The organism is Dehalococcoidia bacterium, assembly GCA_028711995.1.
In the GTDB taxonomy this organism is placed as follows: Bacteria; Chloroflexota; Dehalococcoidia; order SZUA-161; family SpSt-899; genus JAQTRE01.
In genome coordinates, this window is sequence record JAQTRE010000050.1 from 1 (window position 1) to 20,216 (window position 20,216).

The following is a 20,216-nucleotide window of genomic DNA, read 5'->3' on the forward strand; positions in this document are numbered from 1 at the left end:
GGAGCGCCTTGCTGCCGGTGACATCTCGCGGAGGAAGGCGGCTAAGGAACTGGGCATCGGCTATGCCACCTTGAAGAGGCTGATCGATAACGGTTATCCCTTCACGGAGGGGAAAACGGACTGATGGTTGAACACCTTCCGCTCCCCGGCGATCATCCCAACGCGGCCGAAAATCGCGGCGATGGGTTGACGCGTATACGCGATGCGTATACACTGGCCAGAACACCGGATTCGGGGAGCGAAATCAATCAATTGATGATTCGGAATTTTTTGAATACTTTGGCTGAAGTTGCCCTATCCGTCGCCTCCCGGAATCTCGAAGAGAAACAAGAAGGAGGGTCATAAGTCCAGTGAGGGCGGTGGCTTATCTCAGAGTCTCCTCAGTCTCCCAGATCGAGGGGTACTCCCTGGATGCCCAGGAACGGCTCTTCCGGGAACTGTGCAAGAACCGGGGATGGGAGTTGGTCCGTGTCTACCGGGAAGAAGGTCGATCTGCCCACGTCGATGCCATCGCCAAGAGGCCTGTCTTCAAACAACTCCTGGATGATTCCGCCAAAAACCTCTTCGATGCCGTCGTGGTCCACACGCTGGATCGGTGGTCTCGAAACCTCATGATCACCATGAAATCCCTTGCCATCCTCGCAAAGTACAGTGTCGGTCTCGTATCCATCACCGAGCCAATCGATTATTCCACCCCCATCGGCAAGTTTTGCCTGCAGATGATCGGCTCCATAGCCGAGTTGTCCAGCGATAACCTCGGCGCCCATGTCAGTAAGGTGATGTATGACCGGACGGCGGTGGGAAGGCATACCGGGGGAATCCCCTTCGGGTATGAGTCCTGCTGGATCAGGGCTGAAATGGATCAGAGGATTCGCCGCTGCGACCCCGAATGTCCGGGAGGACTCCATCGTAATCCAGCGGAAGCCAACGCGGTAGTTGAACTGTTCAACCGCTATGCCACGGGAACTGCCACCCTCTCCCAGCTGGCAGCATGGCTGAATGATCACGGATTCCGTACCCGGAACACCAAAAAGTTGCCTGATGCTAATGGAAACCTGGCAGCTGGTCCCCGGCTCTTTACCACCGCCTCCGTCAGAGGCATCCTGCACAATCCCTTCTATGCGGGGAAGGTGAAATACAAGGATAACCTGATGTCGGGCGCTCATATACCCCTGATCAGCCAGGAGGTATTCGATCTGGTTCAGGATACCCTCAAAAAGAACAGCGGGAGATCGGAGACACTCCATCCCAGGCCGGAAAGGGAATATCTTCTGAAGGGGATCATCCGGTGTGCCTATTGCGGAATGCCCATCAGCACTCCACAATTACACCAGATCTTTGCCCTTTGAGATCGCCTTAGCCGTTGCTGCAAACGCGAGGAGGTCGGCCCCATGAATACTGCTGACTTCCTTGTGGTCTATCAACGTCTGGGGATAACCCCCATTCCCCTTCGTTCACGATCAAAGAAGCCTCTTGTGAGTTGGAGAACCCAATGGAACCCAACTCACAACGAGCTAAGGAGGTGGTTTTTAGATCCTAATAACAACATCGGCGTGCGCTGCGGTGAGAATCTCGCCGTCCTCGACTTTGACAGCGACGAGTTATACCAGAGTTTCATTACCACCCATCACCTCCCCCCAGAATGCCCGGTCGTCAAGACTGGGCGCGGGCATCATATTTGGCTCAAGCCTAAGAAACCCGTCCGATCACAAACTGTGGACGGCATCGAGATCAAGTGCATCGGCAACTTCGTAGTCGCCCCACCGTCTATTCATCCGAACGGTCCCTGCTACACCTTCGATGTGCCTCCCAACGGCGCTCTTCCAGAGGTTGACCTTGAGGAACTTCTGGGGATTTGCGCGATAGATTCATTACCCGAAGAGGGTTCTTATGAATCTATCGCGCGGGCTACCCCAAGCGAGTTCGCCCTCCGCTACGGGAAATCCTCATGGCCGCAGTCGGAATGCGGCGCCGCAACCAAGATTCTCACGCGATCCGACGGCATGGCGAAACACCTGGTGAGCCTGCGTTGCTGGAAATGGGATTGCCCCAAATGCGCTCCCCTTCTGAAACGCTACTGGATGGACAGGCTGGCAGGATTGCCGTTCAAATTCATTCTACATATCCCTGGCTGGGACAAGCCAACCAAATTCCTGAGACGCCTGCAGAGAGTAGGATACGCTCACATTGTGGACAATGGCGAGAGTTGGCTTTTCCTTCTAGATGGAGAAGCCGAGAGGGTCTGGAAGGAAGCACGGGTGGTGGGTTACGACTTGGTCGCTGGGGATGTGGCCGGCAACCCTACGCCCGCGGAGATAAAAGAGTGTCTTGACCGAGCCCTATGTCAAGAAGAGTACCCGCTGAACACGAGACGAAAGATAACACACAGCCGCGGTCTCATGATGGAAGCGGCAGTGAGCCAAAGCGAAGATAGCGATTCTGCGCAGGGATCGGATTGTGCCCAGGAGGCCAAAACTATGACCATTGAAGTCGAAAAAGAGGAATTTACATGGAATTCCGAATTGGTGATGAAACCCATACAACACGTGGCCAGGGAACTGGAGGGGGAAGGATGGCGCGTACTCTGGCGGTCCGAAGTCGAAGCTCTAGCCATCAGAGCTGTGACGGAAGGGCGAGAGAACATGAATATCGTGGAGTTGCTGGAAAATCTCGGCGTCAAGCTCAAGAAGGTGGGGAAAGAGTATGAGGGGCTATGTCCTTTTCACGATGACCACGAGCCGAGCCTCTCGGTAAATAAGGAAAAGGGGTTATGGCACTGCTTCGGGTGCGGCAGGGGCGGCAATATCCGGAAATTCGTTGAGCACCTTTTGAAGCAAGGCCGGAAACCGAAAGAGCTCATTGAACTCGGCTTTTCCAAGGCGGTTGTCACCAAAGTGCGCCGGGCCTTGAAGGACGATAAAGTCATTGCGAAAACGAAGCTCATACCTGATGATGCTGCAAGAACCGGTCATGGCCAAAGCATATCTGTGCCCAAAGACCAGACTGGCGTTCAGAAGAAAATCGCATCTCTAGAACATGACCTGCGAAAACTGGAAAGTCGCAACACGGCCCTGGAACAATCCTTCAGGGAGATGAAAGTCCGATTGGATAATATTCCGGCGGCCGGTCCTCCGCGAAATAGGGGATCACGCACCAATCATCTTGCACAGCGGTAATAATCCCATGACATGCGGAAAAAGGTGGTGAAGGACTAATGCAGGCTTATCTTATCCCGGAAGAGGTCACCCGGATGGAGGAGGCAGCTACCAATCTGAGGGATCGGCTGCTTATCAGGCTGCTTTCACGGTTGGGATGCAGAGTCTCGGAGGCTGTGGCTCTCACCGTGCCGGATATCGATCTCCAGAATGGCACAGTGGTGATTCAGCATCTCAAGACCCGACTGAAGCTTACCTGTCCCTGCTGTGACACCCGGCTGGGGAGAAGCCATGCGTTCTGCCCTAAATGTGGGGTGAAGGTGGAAGAAGCGGTGGCCCAGGCAAAGGAAAACCGTCGGCTGAGGACTCTCCATCTGGATCGAGACACACTGCAAATGTTGCGCGACTACATCCGCCGGGGAGGGCCGGTATCGCGGGATGGTAAACAGTTGATTTTCGGCATCAACCGGCATCGCGCCTGGCAGGTTGTCAGCGACTGTGCTGAGAAGGCCGGGCTCAACCAGTTGGTAAACCCCGAGACGGGCAGGCTGCACGGCGTCAGTCCGCACCGCTTGCGTGATGCTTTTGCAGTGATGGCCGTGCAGCAGGATGATTCTACCGATGGTGTTCGGATGCTCCAGGAATGGCTGGGCCATGCCAGCATAGGCACCACCATGCGCTACCGAAAGGTGGAAAGCCGTGAGCTCGAGGAATGGTATCGGAAACTGTGGGACAAGAAGGAGACGAGCCGTGACTGAGACCCTAAGACCAAGAAGAGGAGGTTTTCTACGGCCCTTTGGCTGCGGCTGGTTCATCCGGGAGTTCCTTCTGGGGCATGGACCCAATAGCTCTCCGCGGATCGATCCAAGCATTGGCGCTCCCCAGGCGGATATCTTCTATCACTACAAGAAGACTCTCATTCACGCGACTGCCCTGGACAGAGCCAGCAGAGCGGAGGAAAAGACATCCAAACGGGAACACCGCCCCATCGATCCGAACAATATTGAGATGCTCACTGAGAAATATCTGATACGTATGCCCTACAAGGCTCAAGGCTCCCGATATCACAGTTTTGTTGTCTACTTCAGCAACCTCCGGCGCCTGAGGTGGGTGGAATCCACCGGCGAAGAAGAAAGCTCCTCATTTCAAGAGAACTATCCCGCCGGTCAACCGCGCAGATATTTCCGTTTAACCCAAGCCGGGCGAGAGGCTGGCGATAGCGCATGGGCGAATCCCCAACTCACGTTGTACGGTAAGGGGTGAAAAAGGTGTCGCTGGATGAACAACAGGCAGGCGGTGACAGGCCTTTATCATCTCATAGCGGGAAGCTCTTGCAGGCAGGGTGGGGTGGTGAGATCAGCTCTGAGGAATTGGCATACATTAGGGCACAGCTCAGACAATCGCCGTCCCTCAAACGCCGATGGGGCTTTCGTCCGTCCGCCAAGAGACTTTCGGAGACCCGGGTTCGGGCTGTCGCCAGGGAAGGCCGCTGCGCCAACAAGAGGCCCGTTCTAGCTTCAGCCGTCAAAAAGGAAACCACCGGCAAGTAGTAACCTACCGGAGGACCAAGAAACCCTTTTCCCTTGGCTACGAAATCCCCCCCGTCAGGCCGTTAAGCCATAGCTTTTGCCCATACCCCTTGCCCCCGTTTTTGGTAGTCGCCATGCGCCACAGGGATTCCCTTGTTTTTTGGTGATTCGGATTATCCCTACTGCCCATGGGATGAAAATATAGGTTCTTTCTGTTAGTGAACGAAAGACCTTTTTGTTTCATACTTGAGTCAAGCAAATTGTTTTTTGAACCTGAAAAACTGAATCTTGCCGATAGCCCGCTATATGGATTGATCCTTATATGGCTAGAATCGGGTTAGTCACCCGTAGGCTAGGCTAGTCGAGTCTCGAACTAATGTAGGGACTCAAATGAACCGTCAAGCTGAATGATAGCGCAAGCTCGCCACCGTGAAAACGGCAAAGCGTGCCAACACTCAATAGCTGGAGCTTGACCTCTCTGGCGAAAAAGCCCCTTGGCTAGGTTATGACGGTCATACTAAGCGATAGTGGTAGCACCTTCGCGATGCTGAACGGATTCAGGACACTACCCTCATAGTCAACCCGTTGACAACAAGCAGGTGAAGAATCGTCCCAGTAGACTATTTCTGTAGGGATAGACGGGTTGATGCAAGCGGATTCCCTAACGGCGATGAAAGCTCGGATTCTAGGGCTTCATAGCAGGGGCTTCACCCGACAAATCAAATTTGAGAGGTGAATAATCATGAAAACCCCTGACTACATCAAAGCTCTGGTAGCACCCGTGCCCCAAAAGTCCACCGGACGTAAGGTCTGGAGCATTGACCTTGAAACGGTCTGGTTGCCGTTCTTCACGGCCACGAATGTGCAAGGCAATACCAACATCTCCAAGGAATCTCTTGGAGCGCCTTTGCGCCTGCAACGCGACAAGGATGGCATGCCCAGGTTCTCGCCCAGTGGCCGACCCGTTATCCGCGTGAATGCCGAACTGAACGGGCAAATCCGGTTCGCGCGCGAAAACATGGTCTTCCAGATGCTGAACTTTGCGGCTAACGTGCAGAAACAGCGTGCCGAAGACTACAAGGCCGAAATAGAGTCTTGCATAAAGGCTGGTGATCCGATCATCGAGAAGGACCGCCTCGACATAGAGATTGCGGTCATCGAGGCTGCCAAAAAGGCCAAGCTAGCCGAAGCTATGGAACAAGCGGCCAGCGATGCCGTCAAAAAGGACGAACAAAAAGCCTCAGGCCAAGAACTGGAAAAAGCCACGGCCTGACGATCCCCGAAGCCCCTGCTATCAAGCCCTAGAATCGAAAGGTGGTGACTCATGGCATTCCCTCAATGGGCCACCGCTTCGAGACGCCAGGTGCTGGTTGATATCGCCATCCGGTCGAAAGGTGCTTGCACCCTTGGTTACAAGCCGCCGGAAGCCCTCTACCTCCACATGTTCCTGAATGGGTTTCTCAAGCTGAAGCTGAGCGATGTCCTTGATGAAGACGGCGACAAGACTAAGGCAGCGTGCTACCACTGCGAACACCACTACCGGAACGACACCAATAAGCTGATAGGCGAGTGGAGAGAAGATGATCGGGCGGAACTCTCCGAACAGATACGCCTTGAGCAGCAGTTGCTTCACCAAACCTCCGATCTGACCGGATGGGGGCGGCGGTTCGATCCCGTCCAGCGCGAACAGTTCCTGGCAGACAGGTCGCCCTATTACCCCGAAGGGTTCGGGGTGAGCGCCCTGACTTTCAAGCGGATAGCCCGGATCAGAATACCTAGTGCTTACACTCGCTTGCATGTGGACTTGCCCAAGGGCAAGCTCAGCCGCAACAAGCGGAAAAAGCTCAGACGAGAACAAATCCGAAAAGATGGAGAGATGATCGACTGCCTCTGCCAGTTAGCAGTCGATGACTACTGGAAACATAAGTAAACCGGATAATTACGGGTCAATTACGAGGAGACAGGGAGAGCCCCCGCTCTTATGGGCGGGGGCTCTCCTTCGTTTATCCCTCACTAAGTGAAAGGGGACCAGATATGATTGAATCTATTTTCCATTACTGGTTCGAAGAGCTGCAGCCGGTGATGAGTCGCATTGCCTATCATTGGTCGGAAGACTGCCCTGCCGATAGAGACGACATACTGCAGGAGATGGCTTTGAAGCTCTTTCTCGTATTACGCCGACGGCCGGATGCTCCTCGCGAATACCTCATTGCCGCCATCAGACGGGTGCCGCTGGACTATCGCGCCCGCGGGTCGTCGGTGAACAAGCTGTATCACAAGAAACGCCGGCGGCACTGGCGGACACTGAGCCTCGATGCCATCCTCGACGAGAGTGAGGGGGTGGGCGGACGCCGCTACCATCCTCGCTGGGGAGACGGGCACAATTCTCCTGTGGAAGACATCGTAGTGGCCGAGTTGATGCACTCCCAGTTGAAGGAACGTCTCACCCTCCGGCAAGCCGCTTTTCTGGAACTGCGGTTGACGGGATATGGGGTTGATGAGGTGGGAAAGCAGCTCGGCCTGAATCGCTGCCAGACCAACAATGTGGCGATAGCGCTAAGGGCCAAAGCCAAGACTCTGTGGGAGGCGGACGGCCCGGTTCCCGGAACCGATTACGCTACTGTTGAGCAAGCGGCCCGTGAACTGGGCGTGTCCCCGATAACGGTCCGGGGCTATTGCCAAAGAGGGCTCCTCGCCGGGACTTTGAAGCAAGGCCAGCAGTGGCTTATTCCCCGCCCGGTGCAACCTCCTCATGCCCCGGTGAGGCCTTCGAAGGATCCGGCGTTGGCCACGGTGACCGAGGCTGCTCGAGAGCTTTGCCTCAGCCAGGTGACAGTAGCTCAGTTCTGCCGTCAGGGAAAGATAGAGGGTTCTTATCGCCAAGGAAGAGTTTGGCAGATACCTCGGCCCATTCGTCTCAACGGGAATCATGACGGATATATGACCGCGCAGGATGCAGCCAGAGAACTGGGGTTGAAGCCGGTCACCATTGCTCTGCTGTGTCGCCAAGGGAGACTCGATGGGGCGCGGATGGAGAAGGGGCGCTGGCTGATCCCAGTCCCAATCAAGCGTTTAGAGACCGCTCATCTGCCTCGATAAAACGAAATATACGAATGTCTCATCGCGAAGCGGCAACTATCCGTGGTTAAACATCTTGGTTATGAGATTATTAGCTCGAACGACTAATGCCAGATAGAATCGTGGAGTTGTATTCAATAGGGTTCACAAGCTAATCAATCGCAGCCCCGATGACCACGCCAACGGACATGAGAAAAGGAGTTAAAAGAACCACAAGCACATTCATCCCCAGCGATGGAACAAGTTCCCCGACTTTGTTGTGGTTCTTGATTGCCCCTTTCATCGCCTTTATCCCCATCGGCAACGTCAACAATCCGAGCAACGCAGGCACCGGCAAAATTCCCGCAATCACTCCGCCGATGATAACTACATAACTTAAGAGGACAATTCCGCAGTATATCTTGGCCGCCGTGCTCGGCCCAAGGATTATCGGCAGGTGTCTTCGGCCTCCAACCTTGTCGGCCTCGGCATCCGGGAACTCATTGAGCAGAAGCAGATTGGCGATCAGAAGTCCCGTTACAACGGTGCTCACCACTGCGGCTGCGCCATATGTCCCTTCTTGGGTGAAATAGGTTCCCAATACCAGGAGCGCAAATCCTCCGGCAGCAATCTCACTGGCGGCAGGTATTCTGGTAAAAATGGGTGTATAAAGGGAAATAAGCAACACTCCGATCAGGCCTATCGGCAGCATTGCCCAGCCGTATTGGGCGATGAAATAAATCCCAATGAGCATAACAACAGCAAGGCTCCTCAATCCAAGCAGAAGCACATCACTGGATTTGAGAGCGCCGGAAGATAGAATGCCACTGCCTCCGCTGAAAGGCGTGCGTTCCGTCTTCAGGTCTACACCGCTCTTATAGTCGAAATAGTCATTGAGCACATTCACGGTGATATGAGCGCACAACGCTCCGATAAACGCCAGGACAAAAGACAAACCGTGGAAGGCATTTCCATCGTAGAGGCTGGCGGCAATCCCTGCGAAAATGCAGACTGGGGTCAACAACAAGAACTGTGGCCTGGTTTCGGCCAATAAAACCTTTGCGTTAGCCATTCTGATCTTTCAAACCTCCCCGTTGAAGCAATGCGCCAAGCGTCCTTCGGCCTAAGTATCATATCAGCAGGTCAATGAGATATCAAGTCACTCACTCTACATGAAATACAGCCTTTTTGACTGTGATGAGACTTTCTACACTGACCAATATGCCAAAATGTATTAGCCTTTTAACAAAGTTGGACGTTCCACCAGTAATTCCTGCTCTCGGTTTAGATATGTGAAGCCTTGGTACGCTGAAAGAATGCCATGTCCAGGGGGGAGCCTGACTGACAAGGCTCCCTTCATTCCAGTTTTATTGCCACTGAAGGGCGAACTCGTCCTTGGGCGAACCGTTGATATCCAGCCCCGCAGGGACCATGATGTTTTCATTGACGCGATTCATCGAGTAGACGCTGTCATCTGAAATCTTGAATCTGCCCTGAGGTCCGCCCAGTATGAAGTACTTGCCTGCTTCATACTTTTGAAGGAACAGCACGTACTGTTCTCCCGGAGCCATCAACGGATCATCGTTGATTTGCTGCTGTTTCGCACTCGCGCCTGTTTGGTGAATCGATATCTGTTGTGCCTCTGTCTTGCCCTTGAGTACTTCCTCCACGTCAAAGGCAAAGTCTGTGCCGTAAAGAACAAACCCCTTCGTTTCCTTTCCCAGACCTTCAGGTTGTTCGGAGAGCACCTTGTCGATCGTGCCCACGGCTACCAGGTCGGCTGCGGCGTGCAGGTCTTGAATACTTAGATAGGCGTAGGCCCAACTTGCTGAAAGCTCACTCGACGATTGGCCTGAAACCTGACCAGGATTGTCCGACTCGTTGTCGCCTGCCACGGCGGTGACAACGATGATCGGGACTGCAATCACTGCGGCCAGGATCAGTGTGATACCCAGTTTCTTTTTCATCATGTCCTCCTTGCTTTTGATGTTGCGGGGGCAGAAGGTTCCATATGGTGCGGGACCCACCTGAGATTCTTCCGATGTGAAGACGCCGCCAGCAATGATTTTGCTCTCGCTGGGCTGCCAAAACGGCTAGATCAGGGGATCGACTATAGCAAAAAGTTGGATTATCGACGCTGAATGTGACCTCGTATCTCTGCATCCTGGTGATCTTACCGAAGACCTTACGCCCACCCGCATATGACTGCCTCTTGCGGAGGTTATCAATAGGCTTCCTTATTCCCAAGCGCCTCGTTATTTTGCAGGGTAAGCACTTTGGGCCCCAAGTGTCTGCTCCACTGCCTCCCTGAGAAGTCCATGTGTGTCCTCGAGGATAGGGTAATCGCCCACATGTATTCCCGTTTCTTCCAAGCTGATAATATCACTCACTGTGATATCGCCTTTAGATTGCGAGTGGAACACCAGGCGGAATATCGTCTGAGGGCCACCAGCGAGGGGGCCACCTATGTACACGTAGTCGGGACGCACGGGCAAGATGTTCACCATGCTCATGAGTTGCATAATGACCTGGCTATCCGTGAGAATCTTTACCGTCGGCACGAAATCTGAGAAATAGGTCGCTGTTATGCTGTCAATATCGTCCGGCAATTGCTCTTCAGGTGGCTTGGGCAAGGGAACGCTGTAGGTCACCAACAGCTCGAAGACCGGGGCACCAGGCACGTCATATACATGGACCTGCACGCTCAGTAGAGGCTGTGAAGGAAGGAAGAAAGCCATATTTCGACCGCTGATTGTCTCTTCACCACCGTGGCCACCCTCGAGATACTTTCGGTAGCCCTTAGGATGGAGTTCATTCGCATACCAGCTCAGAATATCATCCTCGGTCGCTTGCACTGTATACTGGGCAGACGCCGACTGGTATCCAGGCCTTGAGACACCAGCGTAAAGTGGCAGAGAGATAGGGAACGAGGGTGGGCCGAAGCCGGGGTTTAAGAATGTCGTAGGTATAGCGCCAGGATAGACGGGCAAGCCTGCTAAAACATCGCCAGGCAGGATAGTATGTTCGGAAGTCACTGGTGCGGCCAACGGACTAGGATTTGCAGACGGCGGAGGGCTTTGCGGGGGTGCAGTAGTCACTAAGCCTGTTTGCCCACAGGAACCGAAACAAATAAGCGAATATATTGCGATCATCAGGGTCGCAACAACTTTTGCCATATAAACCTCCCTAGGGCCTCCATGTCCACATATCGTACATCATATCATACATCGGTGAGCCTCTTTCTTCGTTATTACAATATTCAAACGAGCAGCAGTTTGGTCTCTTTCTTAAGCATGCTGCTTACAACTTAGATTGGGCAGAATAGAAACGTCTGCTTTGACGGCGTTTCCATTCTGCCCATTTGCATTAAAACTTGCGGCTCAAATCAGCCCGGACGCGAGGGCCAGCGATTGCGATTCGGAGCTGCAAAAGTTTCCATGCTAGACTAATCGGCCCGATCAATATGCAAGCAGGATTTTGTCAAGATGGAATGATGCCGTATTACATTGAGCAAGATGCCCAGTTATCGCGTCATTAATTGGCAGATGTCCCCCTGCTGTATATATTTGAAAGATTGAATCTGAACCCCAACACTCAAAACCTCTGTCAACCGCGAGGGGGACATTTATGGGATTGGTAAATCCTGTATACCAGTTAGCATTAGTGTTAACATTCTCAAAAAATACGCCTGTATCATCGCTGAGAACAAGACGTGACCCTGCTCCACTACAATTTACATATTGAAATGCACTAGTTTGATAATCTAGGACTGACAATTGCCAGTGTGACGAACTGTAATACATCGTGAATAAATACGGATGACCAACAACGTACGGCACATTCGGGAACGGCACGAACTCGCAAGTAGGACTGACAGCATAGCCATTTTGGCCAGCCCCTTGAAAGTAAACTTGGCCCACCTGCAGAAAAGCGTTGTTGTCAGTCCAACCGTTGTCCATAAGGGCACTGTACGCATTTTGGTTGTTGCCTACTTGTGGTGCGGTCCACCTCACGTTTTGGTTAACTATGGTCATGGTTCCAGGGTCGAGATTCTGGTCAACAGCATAGGCATGGTGCGCAGCCCACTGCTGCTGCACAGCAACTGATTTACCGTTGGTTGAACTGCTTGGGCCTAATTTTGGTAGGGACCCATGCTTATCACAAAACTTATTGATTTCTGTATTACGCTTCTCATATTCCGACCTAGATGTGTTCGGTCCCCCAACCACAAATACTAGCCATCCTTGGGGCAGCGGGTGTGCCGTCAGATATTTTGATACTGTTGCCTTTTCAAGTGATTCATCAAGAGTACCTGCAGTATCCTGAACAACAATACGCACCTCTCCAGCTTGCATTCCTCTGGTGTTCTCAGCGGTATGCACGAAAATAACAGGCAAACCACCGATATCTTTCGGTACAGCGTATCCGTTGATGGCCTCTGGTGAAAACGAATCGTCATTATAGCCATCTGCGAAGACTGGCATTACCATCATCAGGACGAGTATCACCACGACTAGCAGTACACCTAGCTTACTGAAACTTTTCATTGTCAACTTCCTCCTTCCTATACTTAGTCAGCGAAAATGGGACAATAACGGCTCCGGGAATAGTGGACACTTTAGGGGCCATGCCCCTTCTACCCGGTTTGGTTTTTATTCAAGGAAACGAACATCCTCCCGTAGATCATGAAACCTGACAGGACTCAATGTCATTCGCCCAACCGATGGTAGACAGATTATAAAATGTATTCTGTGCAATACACAGAGGATATCCGTAATAATCTGTATACCTATAGCAAAGAGCCCAAGCTGACCCGTAAGTCTGGGCCCAATAAGCCTTATTGGCGAAGTACCAGTCTGATAGATCGGGATAAGACTGGTATTGAAGTCCATAAAAATCATCATAATAGTAGCGATCCTGCATATAGAGAAAATTACTCCGCAGCAGGCCATTGGGATCTTCTACGTTTGTATATGATCTTGCCGCTTCGAGCATATCTGCCATTGTGAGCATGCCATGAGCTTTAGCATATTTGTCGAACGATTCAATAGACTCATAGGCTATCGGATGGGGTTCTTCGCATGTCACGATCATGCCGATTGACCCGCCGTCGGCCCAGATATCATCCTGTATCTTGTTGAATTTGTCTGGCTGATATAACACCCCATTGAACATGATCGGGACTGACACATGTCGGGAAATCATCTCCTCCTGTGAAATGATCGGAGCGGATTCTGCTGAGACCGCAGGTGCCACTGCTACCAGCATGATCACCATGGCAAGAATGATTGGCAGACAGAACTTCAGTCCTCTCAGGTATTCCATTTTCATCTTCATGACATTTCCTCCATTACGTTTTTGATTTCTTGGTTTCCAATGAAAGCGCGCTGTTCTATCTCTCTTCTTGGTTGGAATCAAGTCATCGCCACCTCCTTATTGGAGCCCATTATTGAGCCCTCAGCGGCTGAATCACCAGACCTTCAAAGTGAATCCTGCCCTGGAATTCGTTATCCGGAGCGGAAACGAGGTCCACATTTCCAGTGAACGGTTTCTCGATTTCAGTCTTGAAGAACTCCCCGCTGTAGCGAATCCAGCCCTCTTCCCAGTGGGGCTGACCGTCATATGTCCGGATTTCATCCGCCCACCAGTAGGCTCCATCGGACTTGAGGTTGATAATCAGGCGCATCTCCCTCTCGCGTTCAAACCAACTCCAGTTCAAAGCGCCATATGAGTAACCTGTTGGGTCTAAATTGATACCGCCCTGAACCAGGACGTGGTCGACTTGCCCCAGGTATTTTACCCCGTCTGCCTCGGTGTAAAAATCCGCGGCGGTGAGAACGACGGTAGGCGTTTCGACCCGGATGGCGTTCTTGCCGCTTTCGCTTGCCGTCCAGGTGTAGGTGCCGTTAGCCCCGTAATTCCAGGGACGGCCATTAGCCAACTGGCTCACTTCATTCTTATCAAGGTCCGTCACCACTATAATGCGCAGGATATTGTTTCCGTCGGCATCCCAATCATGATACATGGCGTAATTCAAGGCGTATCTGATGTGATACCATTGTGATTCAGGCACGGAGAGGTACACCACACCGACCCTCGGGCCCCAGTAGGCCGTGTGCTCCACATCTTCGATGGCACAACCGAGTGCTATGAGTTCCTGAACTCTGGGGTCGGCGGCAGCGATCTCCTTTGCTTGCGCTACATCCGCATCGCTTAGCTCTGTAGGTTCCGCAATGGTGCTAGATCCGCCGGTCATCCCTTTTCGGATGGGCAGCACTTCCTTCTTGTTGAGATCGACTCTCACCATTCCGACATAATCGTACAGGACGTAACGTCCTTCAGGCTCGATAATCCGTTCATGTGCGCTCTCCGGCACATCGAATATTACCTCGATCACGCGGGGAGCCTGAGGCCAGTGGTACACCTCCGAGATGGTGTATCCCTGGGCAAGCAAATCCTGGACTTCGGGATTAGCTTTGGCGATTCTGATCGCCTCCTGGATGTCATCCTCGGTCGGCCCCACGCTCACCTGAACCACCACCACCGGCACCGACAGCATCACCTGTGCCCGCACGTCCGAGACTTGCTTCTGGCTCAGGTTTACCTCGATTTCATAGCTGCCGACCGGGGCACACCGCCGGTTTGCTTCCGGCATGAGGGTCACTTGGGCTGTCCTGTCGGAACCGGCGGGTGATTTGTTGCTCACGTCCGCAACCACAAACCCCTGGGCCAACAGGTCTTGGACTTTGGGATCGGCGGTGGCGATATCCATCGCTTCCTGCCGCTCGGTCTCGCTCAGGGCATATTCCAACTGCACTATCGGAACGAACGTCTCCCACCCCTCCACTCTGAGCAATTGTCCGGTATCGAGGTCCACCCAGGCAAAGAGGCCCTCCACACGGTAGTTGCCGTTGATAATGGACTGACCTTCGATATCTCCGGGCAGAAAGAACACCCTAGCTGCATTCCCTCCCTCAGGCATGTTGCCGAATCCGTTGCTGGGTAGCAAGACTCCCTGCGGGAAACCGCCTGCCGCCAGAAACTCCTGCACCCTGGAATCAGTCTCAGCGACCCCAATTGCTTCCTGCGCTTGCGCTCGTTGCGCAGGGTCATCCATTGTGTCCGGCAAAGCGAAAAGGTCAAATCCAATCCACTTGTCCGTCTCCACCACGGCCTCGGCACTGGTGTCAACCTCGAAGGTCACCCGTTTCCCCTCTGTGGTGATGAAAGTGACCGTCGCTCGGTTGCCCTGCTCCACCACCTTCTCCAGTCGAACATCCCTTTCCCCATCCAGTGCGATTTTGAACGCTTCGCTGTTTCTGGCAATCTCCTCCGCCAGAGCTTTGTCGTGTCCCCCAGAGGAAGGCAGAATAAGGCTCAGCGCGATCACCAATGCCACCAGCGCACTTCCGATTGCAGCAAGCCTCCATTTAGATCGTCCGAATAGAAACATCCTTATCCTCCTTACCGGTTCTATGAACATGAAATCCTTCCCGGACTTGCCGATAGAGGGCAACGCCTGTGATGTAAGCCCCTCTGATGTGATTCGCTGGCTGATCCGGGCCCAGGTTTCCTCAGGTTGAGATGAACCCTCCGTGAGTGTATTCAGTGTGGTGCGAAGTTGTTTCTGCATTTGAATCAGGGTATCTGCTTCTTGTCGGCAACGGAGGCACCCTTCGATATGCGCCTTGATGTTCTTGCCATCGGCATCTGCGACTTCGTTATCAAGATATGCCAGTAGTAGGTGGCGGACTCTATCACAATTCACTTCGCTTCCTCCCCGGTGAATTTCCTGCGCAGGATTTTGACGGCTTCACTGAGTCGAGACTTGACAGTGCCTAAGGGAATCTCAAGGACCTGTGCGATTTCACTGTATGGTAAGTCATTCAAGTATCTCAATACGACTACCGGCCGGTAAGTGCCGTTGAGAGATTGGATGGCTGCCATCATTCGCTCGCTTTCGCTAAACTCATTCGTATCGGGTTGTTGAGTCGAGCAATCGGTATTGACAGAGATCTGAAACCCACGGGACTGGGCTTCTTCCAGCGACACATCCTTCGCTCCACTCTTCTTTCCATGTCTGGCACACTGGTTTACGGTAATACGGTGCAGCCATGTGGCCAGGCTGCCTTTTTGGGAATCGAACGAGTGACGTGATCTCCAGGCGCTGACAAATACTTCCTGAACAACATCCTCCGCACAGCCTCCATCATGAAGAATCCCGATAGCTGTTCTGCGCACCATGTTATAGTAGCTATGGAAGAGTTCTTCAAAGGCATCCCTATCGCCTTGCTGCCACTTCTCGACCAGATTTGCCATCATAATAATATAGTCCACCTGGCAGAAAAAAGTTCGGTCATCTATCAATTAGACGCTGCAAATTGAATATGGGCTCGCCAGTGGAATAGTACTGCTACTCGAAGTGAGGAATGCGAGATGTCCTTGGAGCCGAAGATCACAGAGCACTCTCAGGGTGGAATGAAATACAGCCTTTTTGACAGTGGAAGTAATGAGACCATCCAGTACTTATAGCCTATGGCCAGGCCGCAATCTTCCGTGCTATGAATAAGTTGGGGCCCGGTTGGTTGATTGAAGACCGACACCACGAAGTTTCTAGAGGAGTGTTGTGCAGCTCATTCTGGGACCGCTGATGTTCTGCGACTTGAAGGCCGACATTTTCCTGGCGGCAAACCTGTTGGATGCCGTGCTCACCTATCTGGCCTTGACTCAGGATGCGCTGCTGATCGAGTTTAACTCCATCCTTGGCTTCAGCATCGACAGAATCGGGATCGAACCGACCCTGTTCTTGAAGATTGTATCGGCAATATGCGTGTTATGGGTGTTGAGATGGAAGCGAAGAGAGAGACTACTTGTGCCAGTGGCGATCATGCTCAGTGTGGTTGTCGTTGCCAATCTTATGGTTATGCGAGCGCACGGGATTGAAGTATGAGACCCTGCGGAAGTCTTCAACTCTCTCCCGCCAGAAGCTCATCGGCCTGATCCCAAATGACCTCTACGCCCCTTTCCTCAAGCTGAGGTACATAGACGCTCACTGAAGTCTGGTTCAAGGGATTGCCTGTCAAATCCACGGTGTCGGGGCAGGGTTCATCCCCAAAACCGCGAGTATTTCTATATTCGATCCCCAATCCACCATTCAATAATAGCGGCGAGAGGTCGCTGATTTCGTTTTGCTGCAGATAAAGCTTCCTCAGAGAGATAAAGGTGGAAAGGGGGCCGATGTCACTGATCCGGTTTGAATCAAGACGCAGGTAAATCAAACGGGTCATATCCAATATTGGGGTGACATCTGTAATTTCATTTGAAGCCAGCGTTAAGTTCTCCAGATTTGTCATGCTGGCAAGCGGAAAAATATCCTGTATCCGGTTATCGTCGAGACTCAGGCCGGTGAGGTTAGTCAGCGCATAAAGCGGCGAGAGATCGCTGATTTCGTTGCCCCCAAGACTCAGGGACTTTAAACCGGTGAGGTCTGCCAGCGGAGAAATGTCTCTGATCTTGTTGTCCAAGAGACTCAGACTTTCCAGGTCGGTAAGACCTGCCAAAGGGGAAATATCAGTGATTTGGTTTTTCAGAAGACACAATAATTGCAGATTGGTGAGCCCTGACAGCGGAGAGATATCGCTAATCTCGTTTTCCAGGAGCGCCAGATCGGTCAGACTTGTCAGGTTGGCCAGAGGGGTGAGGTCGCTGATATCGTTCATCCATGCAGCCAAGTGGGTTAGTTGGGTCAGACCTGCCAGTGGGGAAATATCAGAAACATTGTTTCGGATAATATTTAGGAGAGTCAGCTTTGAGAGGTTGGTAAGTGGCGAGATATCGGTTATGTTATTCTCAGAGAGAAAAAGATACTCCAAGTTTACACAGTATTCCAGTCCGCTGAGATCGGTAATGCCCATGCTGGAGGCATCAATCAGTATAACCTTTGCCAAATTGGATTCCGTGATATCCCCCAGGTCTTCTCCGGTTTTCATCTCATACGAGAGACGAATCGCTCTTTGAAGCCCGGGATCGGGAATAAGTGAAGGGTCTTTCTCCAGAGCAAAAGAGATGGACGCGAACACCAATGCCGCCAGTATGATGCCGATGCTGCCTACCCAAACGGATCGTCTCACTTTCATGATTTCACCCCTCGCCTATAGGAATACCACACTCTGGCCCCCATATCATTTGTGCCAGCACTGAATAAGCCTGCAAGCTTACCCTATTTTCAGCGGGGATTGAGGAAACTCTGCCGATTGAACGTTCTATCGCCAGTTCAGAGGTTCTCAGGCGACGGGCATATATTCACTGCAAGCCCTCAAACGAATTGAGTGCCAACACCCATGACCTGATGTACCTGATGTGCCACACTGTGTTTACCGCATGGTGTAAGCTTTAAGTAATAACCTTCTTGGGAACGGGGGTGTCCGATGAAGTCGAAATGGATCACAGGAATAGCCATACTGTCTCTGGCCATAACGGTGCTGACGTTTCATGTCTATATCGACAGCGAACCGAAACCAGTGGTGGAGGTTTTCTCCGACATGATCGGCGGTTCCGATCTTGATCCGGACGCATGGTCATACACAGGTGATCTCTTGAGACTCACCTCCAAAGACGGGCGATATGAGAACCCCGTCTGGTCTCCGGATGGAACGAGCATTGTCTTTGAATGCGATGGCTGGATATATATCGCCGATGCTGACCATGGGGAGGCTTACCAATTGGCGGAAGGTTTCGATCCTGCCTTTTCACCGGCAGGTGACGAAGTGCTGTTCGTGAGACCGATCGATCCGGACAAGGAGAAACCGGACTATAGGGCCAACAGCATCGAGGTGTTGTCAGTCGGCATTAACGGCCAAAATGTTCAGAGTGTAGCCAGATTGGAGGATGTCACAATCGTGAGAAATGGCGACTCCAAGCCCCTCAATGATTACCTTGTCTGGAGCCCTTCAAAGAGACTGGCTGTTCTGCGCATTCTTCGGGAGCCAATATCCCAGTTCTCGACATCACCTCTGGCGATATGGGATATCAGGAGCGGCGACTTGAAATACGTTGATTCTTCTATTCCCTATTGGCCGCCTTCCTGGAGTCCGGATGAAAGGAATCTAGTGTGTGCCGGAACGCTTGTGTCACCCTCCGAGGATTTCAGATATTCGAAACCCGATCTATGGTCGATAGATGCGGACACGTGCGAGTTGACCAGGCTGACGGCTACGCCGTGTGTTGCTGAAGACAATCCGTTGTGGAGCCCTGATGGCTCGAAGATCGTTTTCGTATCCAATGATTGCGACAATGGCCGAGGTTTTGGCAATGGGCTTGAGAGATGGAGTGATATCTGTACCATCCAACCCGATGGAACCGCGATAAACGTACTGGTCAACCGAAGCCGTCCGTGGAGTATGACTTGGGACAACGAAGACGTTTTGGCATGGCGTCCTGATGGTTCGTCTGTGGTCTATTTTTCCTGGGGGTTAAAGGCTGCTTCCGAGAATTCAGTTGAGCTATCGCAGGAGTTGCGGGAAATCGGGAATGTGGAGCACGAATCCAATGGAGGCATGTCAGTCGAGAGATGGAGATATCTGATCCAAGCCTCTCTCAAAGACGGCTTTTTGGGAGATATCAGTTGGAGTCCCACTGGAAACAGGATCGCTTTTGAATGGACTCCTTGCGAAGTAACGGCAACCAATGATCCCTTGTGGGGTATGCAACTGCAAGTCAAACACTATACCTCGCCGAATCAATCCATATACGTGCTCGACGTGCCGGAAGAATGAACCGAAACGGTTTTCAGTTAACTCGGCTTTTTCAAGATCGACGAAGTGCCGGCCAGTCACCGAATGCCAGGATAAATAATGCCACCAGATTGAGAAGCGGCACAATTGAAAGCAGTCCCAATGCTCCCGGATAACCGGCCTTGTCAAATATTCTCCAATACAAAACGGCGGGTAGCAGGGAGAAAACCAAGCCCAACAAGACTATCGAAATAAACATACTTCTCCTTTCATCTCAGTTCTGGTGTTATGGTTATTTCAGGGACCGGCGTGGGTACCATCAGATCAGGTCGGGCATCTTCCGGGGCCTCGATCGAGATTGGCGCATTGAAGTCATAGTAGCGGATAAGCATGCTGGAATCAATCCAACTCTCTTCTTCATTTGCATCGAAGACATACGCTTGTCTGGAGATAGCCTTCTCCTGGCGAACAATGTAATCGTGAGTTCCGATCCAGAGCTCTATGGTTTCTTTACTCTGGCGCAGCAGGTCCCAGATGCGGAGTTCTTCTGTCCCCAGTTCTCCTGGATTTTTCTGGGCATTTGCGATCATATCATCTACCGCCAGATTCATATCGACTTCACCAGAGAAGTGGAAGCAGTCGGTGCCATCGACCGTTTCCACTGAAATTTCCGCCCAGTTGACCCTATCCTCATAATTCGAGTAATTTCCCCTGATTAAGAAGCCGGGCCCATGAGGAGGAAA

The 20,216-nt window shown here is 52.2% G+C and carries 20 protein-coding genes; 11 read left to right on the forward strand and 9 right to left on the reverse strand.

From position 1 onward, the window contains the following. The first annotated feature begins 123 nt into the window (after nt 1-123). From PHV74_08405 to PHV74_08445, 9 genes are all read left to right on the forward strand, one after another. Nucleotides 124-345 (forward strand): hypothetical protein, encoded by a 222-nt coding sequence (locus tag PHV74_08405; protein MDD5094383.1) that lies wholly within the window; start codon nt 124-126, stop codon nt 343-345. A gap of 5 nt (nt 346-350) precedes the next feature. Next, nucleotides 351-1,349 (forward strand): recombinase family protein, encoded by a 999-nt coding sequence (locus PHV74_08410; GenBank protein ID MDD5094384.1) that lies wholly within the window; start codon nt 351-353, stop codon nt 1,347-1,349. A gap of 42 nt (nt 1,350-1,391) precedes the next feature. Next, on the forward strand, nt 1,392-3,176 hold the full coding sequence (locus PHV74_08415; GenBank protein ID MDD5094385.1) for a CHC2 zinc finger domain-containing protein: 1,785 nt from the start codon (nt 1,392-1,394) through the stop codon (nt 3,174-3,176). A gap of 38 nt (nt 3,177-3,214) precedes the next feature. Continuing rightward, on the forward strand, nt 3,215-3,913 hold the full coding sequence (locus tag PHV74_08420; GenBank protein MDD5094386.1) for a tyrosine-type recombinase/integrase: 699 nt from the start codon (nt 3,215-3,217) through the stop codon (nt 3,911-3,913). Beyond that, entirely contained in the window at nt 3,906-4,418 is a 513-nt protein-coding gene (locus tag PHV74_08425) for a hypothetical protein (GenBank protein ID MDD5094387.1), read from the forward strand. Before PHV74_08420 ends, PHV74_08425 begins: the two co-directional genes overlap by 8 nt. Nucleotides 4,419-4,423: 5 nt before the next feature. Next, nucleotides 4,424-4,705, forward strand: a complete 282-nt coding sequence (locus PHV74_08430; GenBank protein MDD5094388.1) for a hypothetical protein — start codon at nt 4,424-4,426, stop codon at nt 4,703-4,705. 721 nt (nt 4,706-5,426) lie between these two features. Next, on the forward strand, nt 5,427-5,957 hold the full coding sequence (locus PHV74_08435) for a hypothetical protein (protein MDD5094389.1): 531 nt from the start codon (nt 5,427-5,429) through the stop codon (nt 5,955-5,957). A 51-nt stretch (nt 5,958-6,008) separates the two neighbouring features. Continuing rightward, the gene (locus tag PHV74_08440) at nt 6,009-6,614 is read left to right on the forward strand and encodes a hypothetical protein (protein ID MDD5094390.1); all 606 of its coding nucleotides are present in this window, start codon (nt 6,009-6,011) and stop codon (nt 6,612-6,614) included. Nucleotides 6,615-6,718: 104 nt separating this feature from the next. Then, on the forward strand, nt 6,719-7,783 hold the full coding sequence (locus tag PHV74_08445) for a helix-turn-helix domain-containing protein (GenBank protein MDD5094391.1): 1,065 nt from the start codon (nt 6,719-6,721) through the stop codon (nt 7,781-7,783). 130 nt (nt 7,784-7,913) lie between these two features. Here PHV74_08445 and PHV74_08450 read toward each other — a convergent pair whose 3' ends face one another. The 7 genes from PHV74_08450 to PHV74_08480 form a co-directional block, all read right to left on the reverse strand. After that, on the reverse strand, nt 7,914-8,813 hold the full coding sequence (locus tag PHV74_08450; GenBank protein ID MDD5094392.1) for a prenyltransferase: 900 nt from the start codon (nt 8,811-8,813) through the stop codon (nt 7,914-7,916). A gap of 295 nt (nt 8,814-9,108) precedes the next feature. Then, nucleotides 9,109-9,711 (reverse strand): hypothetical protein, encoded by a 603-nt coding sequence (locus PHV74_08455; protein MDD5094393.1) that lies wholly within the window; start codon nt 9,709-9,711, stop codon nt 9,109-9,111. A gap of 285 nt (nt 9,712-9,996) precedes the next feature. After that, nucleotides 9,997-10,596: a hypothetical protein gene (locus PHV74_08460; protein MDD5094394.1), complete on the reverse strand. Its 600-nt coding sequence runs from the start codon at nt 10,594-10,596 to the stop codon at nt 9,997-9,999. Nucleotides 10,597-11,199: 603 nt separating this feature from the next. Next, nucleotides 11,200-12,288, reverse strand: coding sequence for a hypothetical protein (locus PHV74_08465; protein MDD5094395.1), 1,089 nt, complete (start codon nt 12,286-12,288; stop codon nt 11,200-11,202). 136 nt (nt 12,289-12,424) lie between these two features. Next, complete coding sequence (locus PHV74_08470) at nt 12,425-13,078, reverse strand: hypothetical protein (protein ID MDD5094396.1); 654 nt, start codon at nt 13,076-13,078, stop codon at nt 12,425-12,427. A 109-nt stretch (nt 13,079-13,187) separates the two neighbouring features. Next, the gene (locus PHV74_08475) at nt 13,188-15,509 is read right to left on the reverse strand and encodes a zf-HC2 domain-containing protein (protein ID MDD5094397.1); all 2,322 of its coding nucleotides are present in this window, start codon (nt 15,507-15,509) and stop codon (nt 13,188-13,190) included. Next, nucleotides 15,506-16,063, reverse strand: a complete 558-nt coding sequence (locus tag PHV74_08480) for a sigma-70 family RNA polymerase sigma factor (protein MDD5094398.1) — start codon at nt 16,061-16,063, stop codon at nt 15,506-15,508. The genes PHV74_08475 and PHV74_08480 overlap by 4 nt, the downstream gene beginning before the upstream one ends. A gap of 304 nt (nt 16,064-16,367) precedes the next feature. Between PHV74_08480 and PHV74_08485 the strand changes: the two genes are divergently transcribed. Further along, on the forward strand, nt 16,368-16,691 hold the full coding sequence (locus PHV74_08485) for a DUF5658 family protein (protein ID MDD5094399.1): 324 nt from the start codon (nt 16,368-16,370) through the stop codon (nt 16,689-16,691). Between the two features lie 16 nt (nt 16,692-16,707). Here the strand turns inward: PHV74_08485 and PHV74_08490 are convergent, their stop codons facing one another. Further along, nucleotides 16,708-17,877 carry a leucine-rich repeat domain-containing protein gene (locus PHV74_08490; GenBank protein ID MDD5094400.1) on the reverse strand — a complete coding sequence of 390 codons (1,170 nt, stop codon included), beginning with the start codon at nt 17,875-17,877 and terminating at the stop codon, nt 16,708-16,710. A gap of 291 nt (nt 17,878-18,168) precedes the next feature. Here PHV74_08490 and PHV74_08495 point away from each other — a divergent pair, with 291 nt between their 5' ends. Next, nucleotides 18,169-19,515: a hypothetical protein gene (locus tag PHV74_08495; GenBank protein ID MDD5094401.1), complete on the forward strand. Its 1,347-nt coding sequence runs from the start codon at nt 18,169-18,171 to the stop codon at nt 19,513-19,515. Between the two features lie 227 nt (nt 19,516-19,742). Here PHV74_08495 and PHV74_08500 read toward each other — a convergent pair. After that, nucleotides 19,743-20,216 (reverse strand): hypothetical protein (locus PHV74_08500; GenBank protein MDD5094402.1); only part of this gene is annotated, 474 nt, incomplete at its 5' end.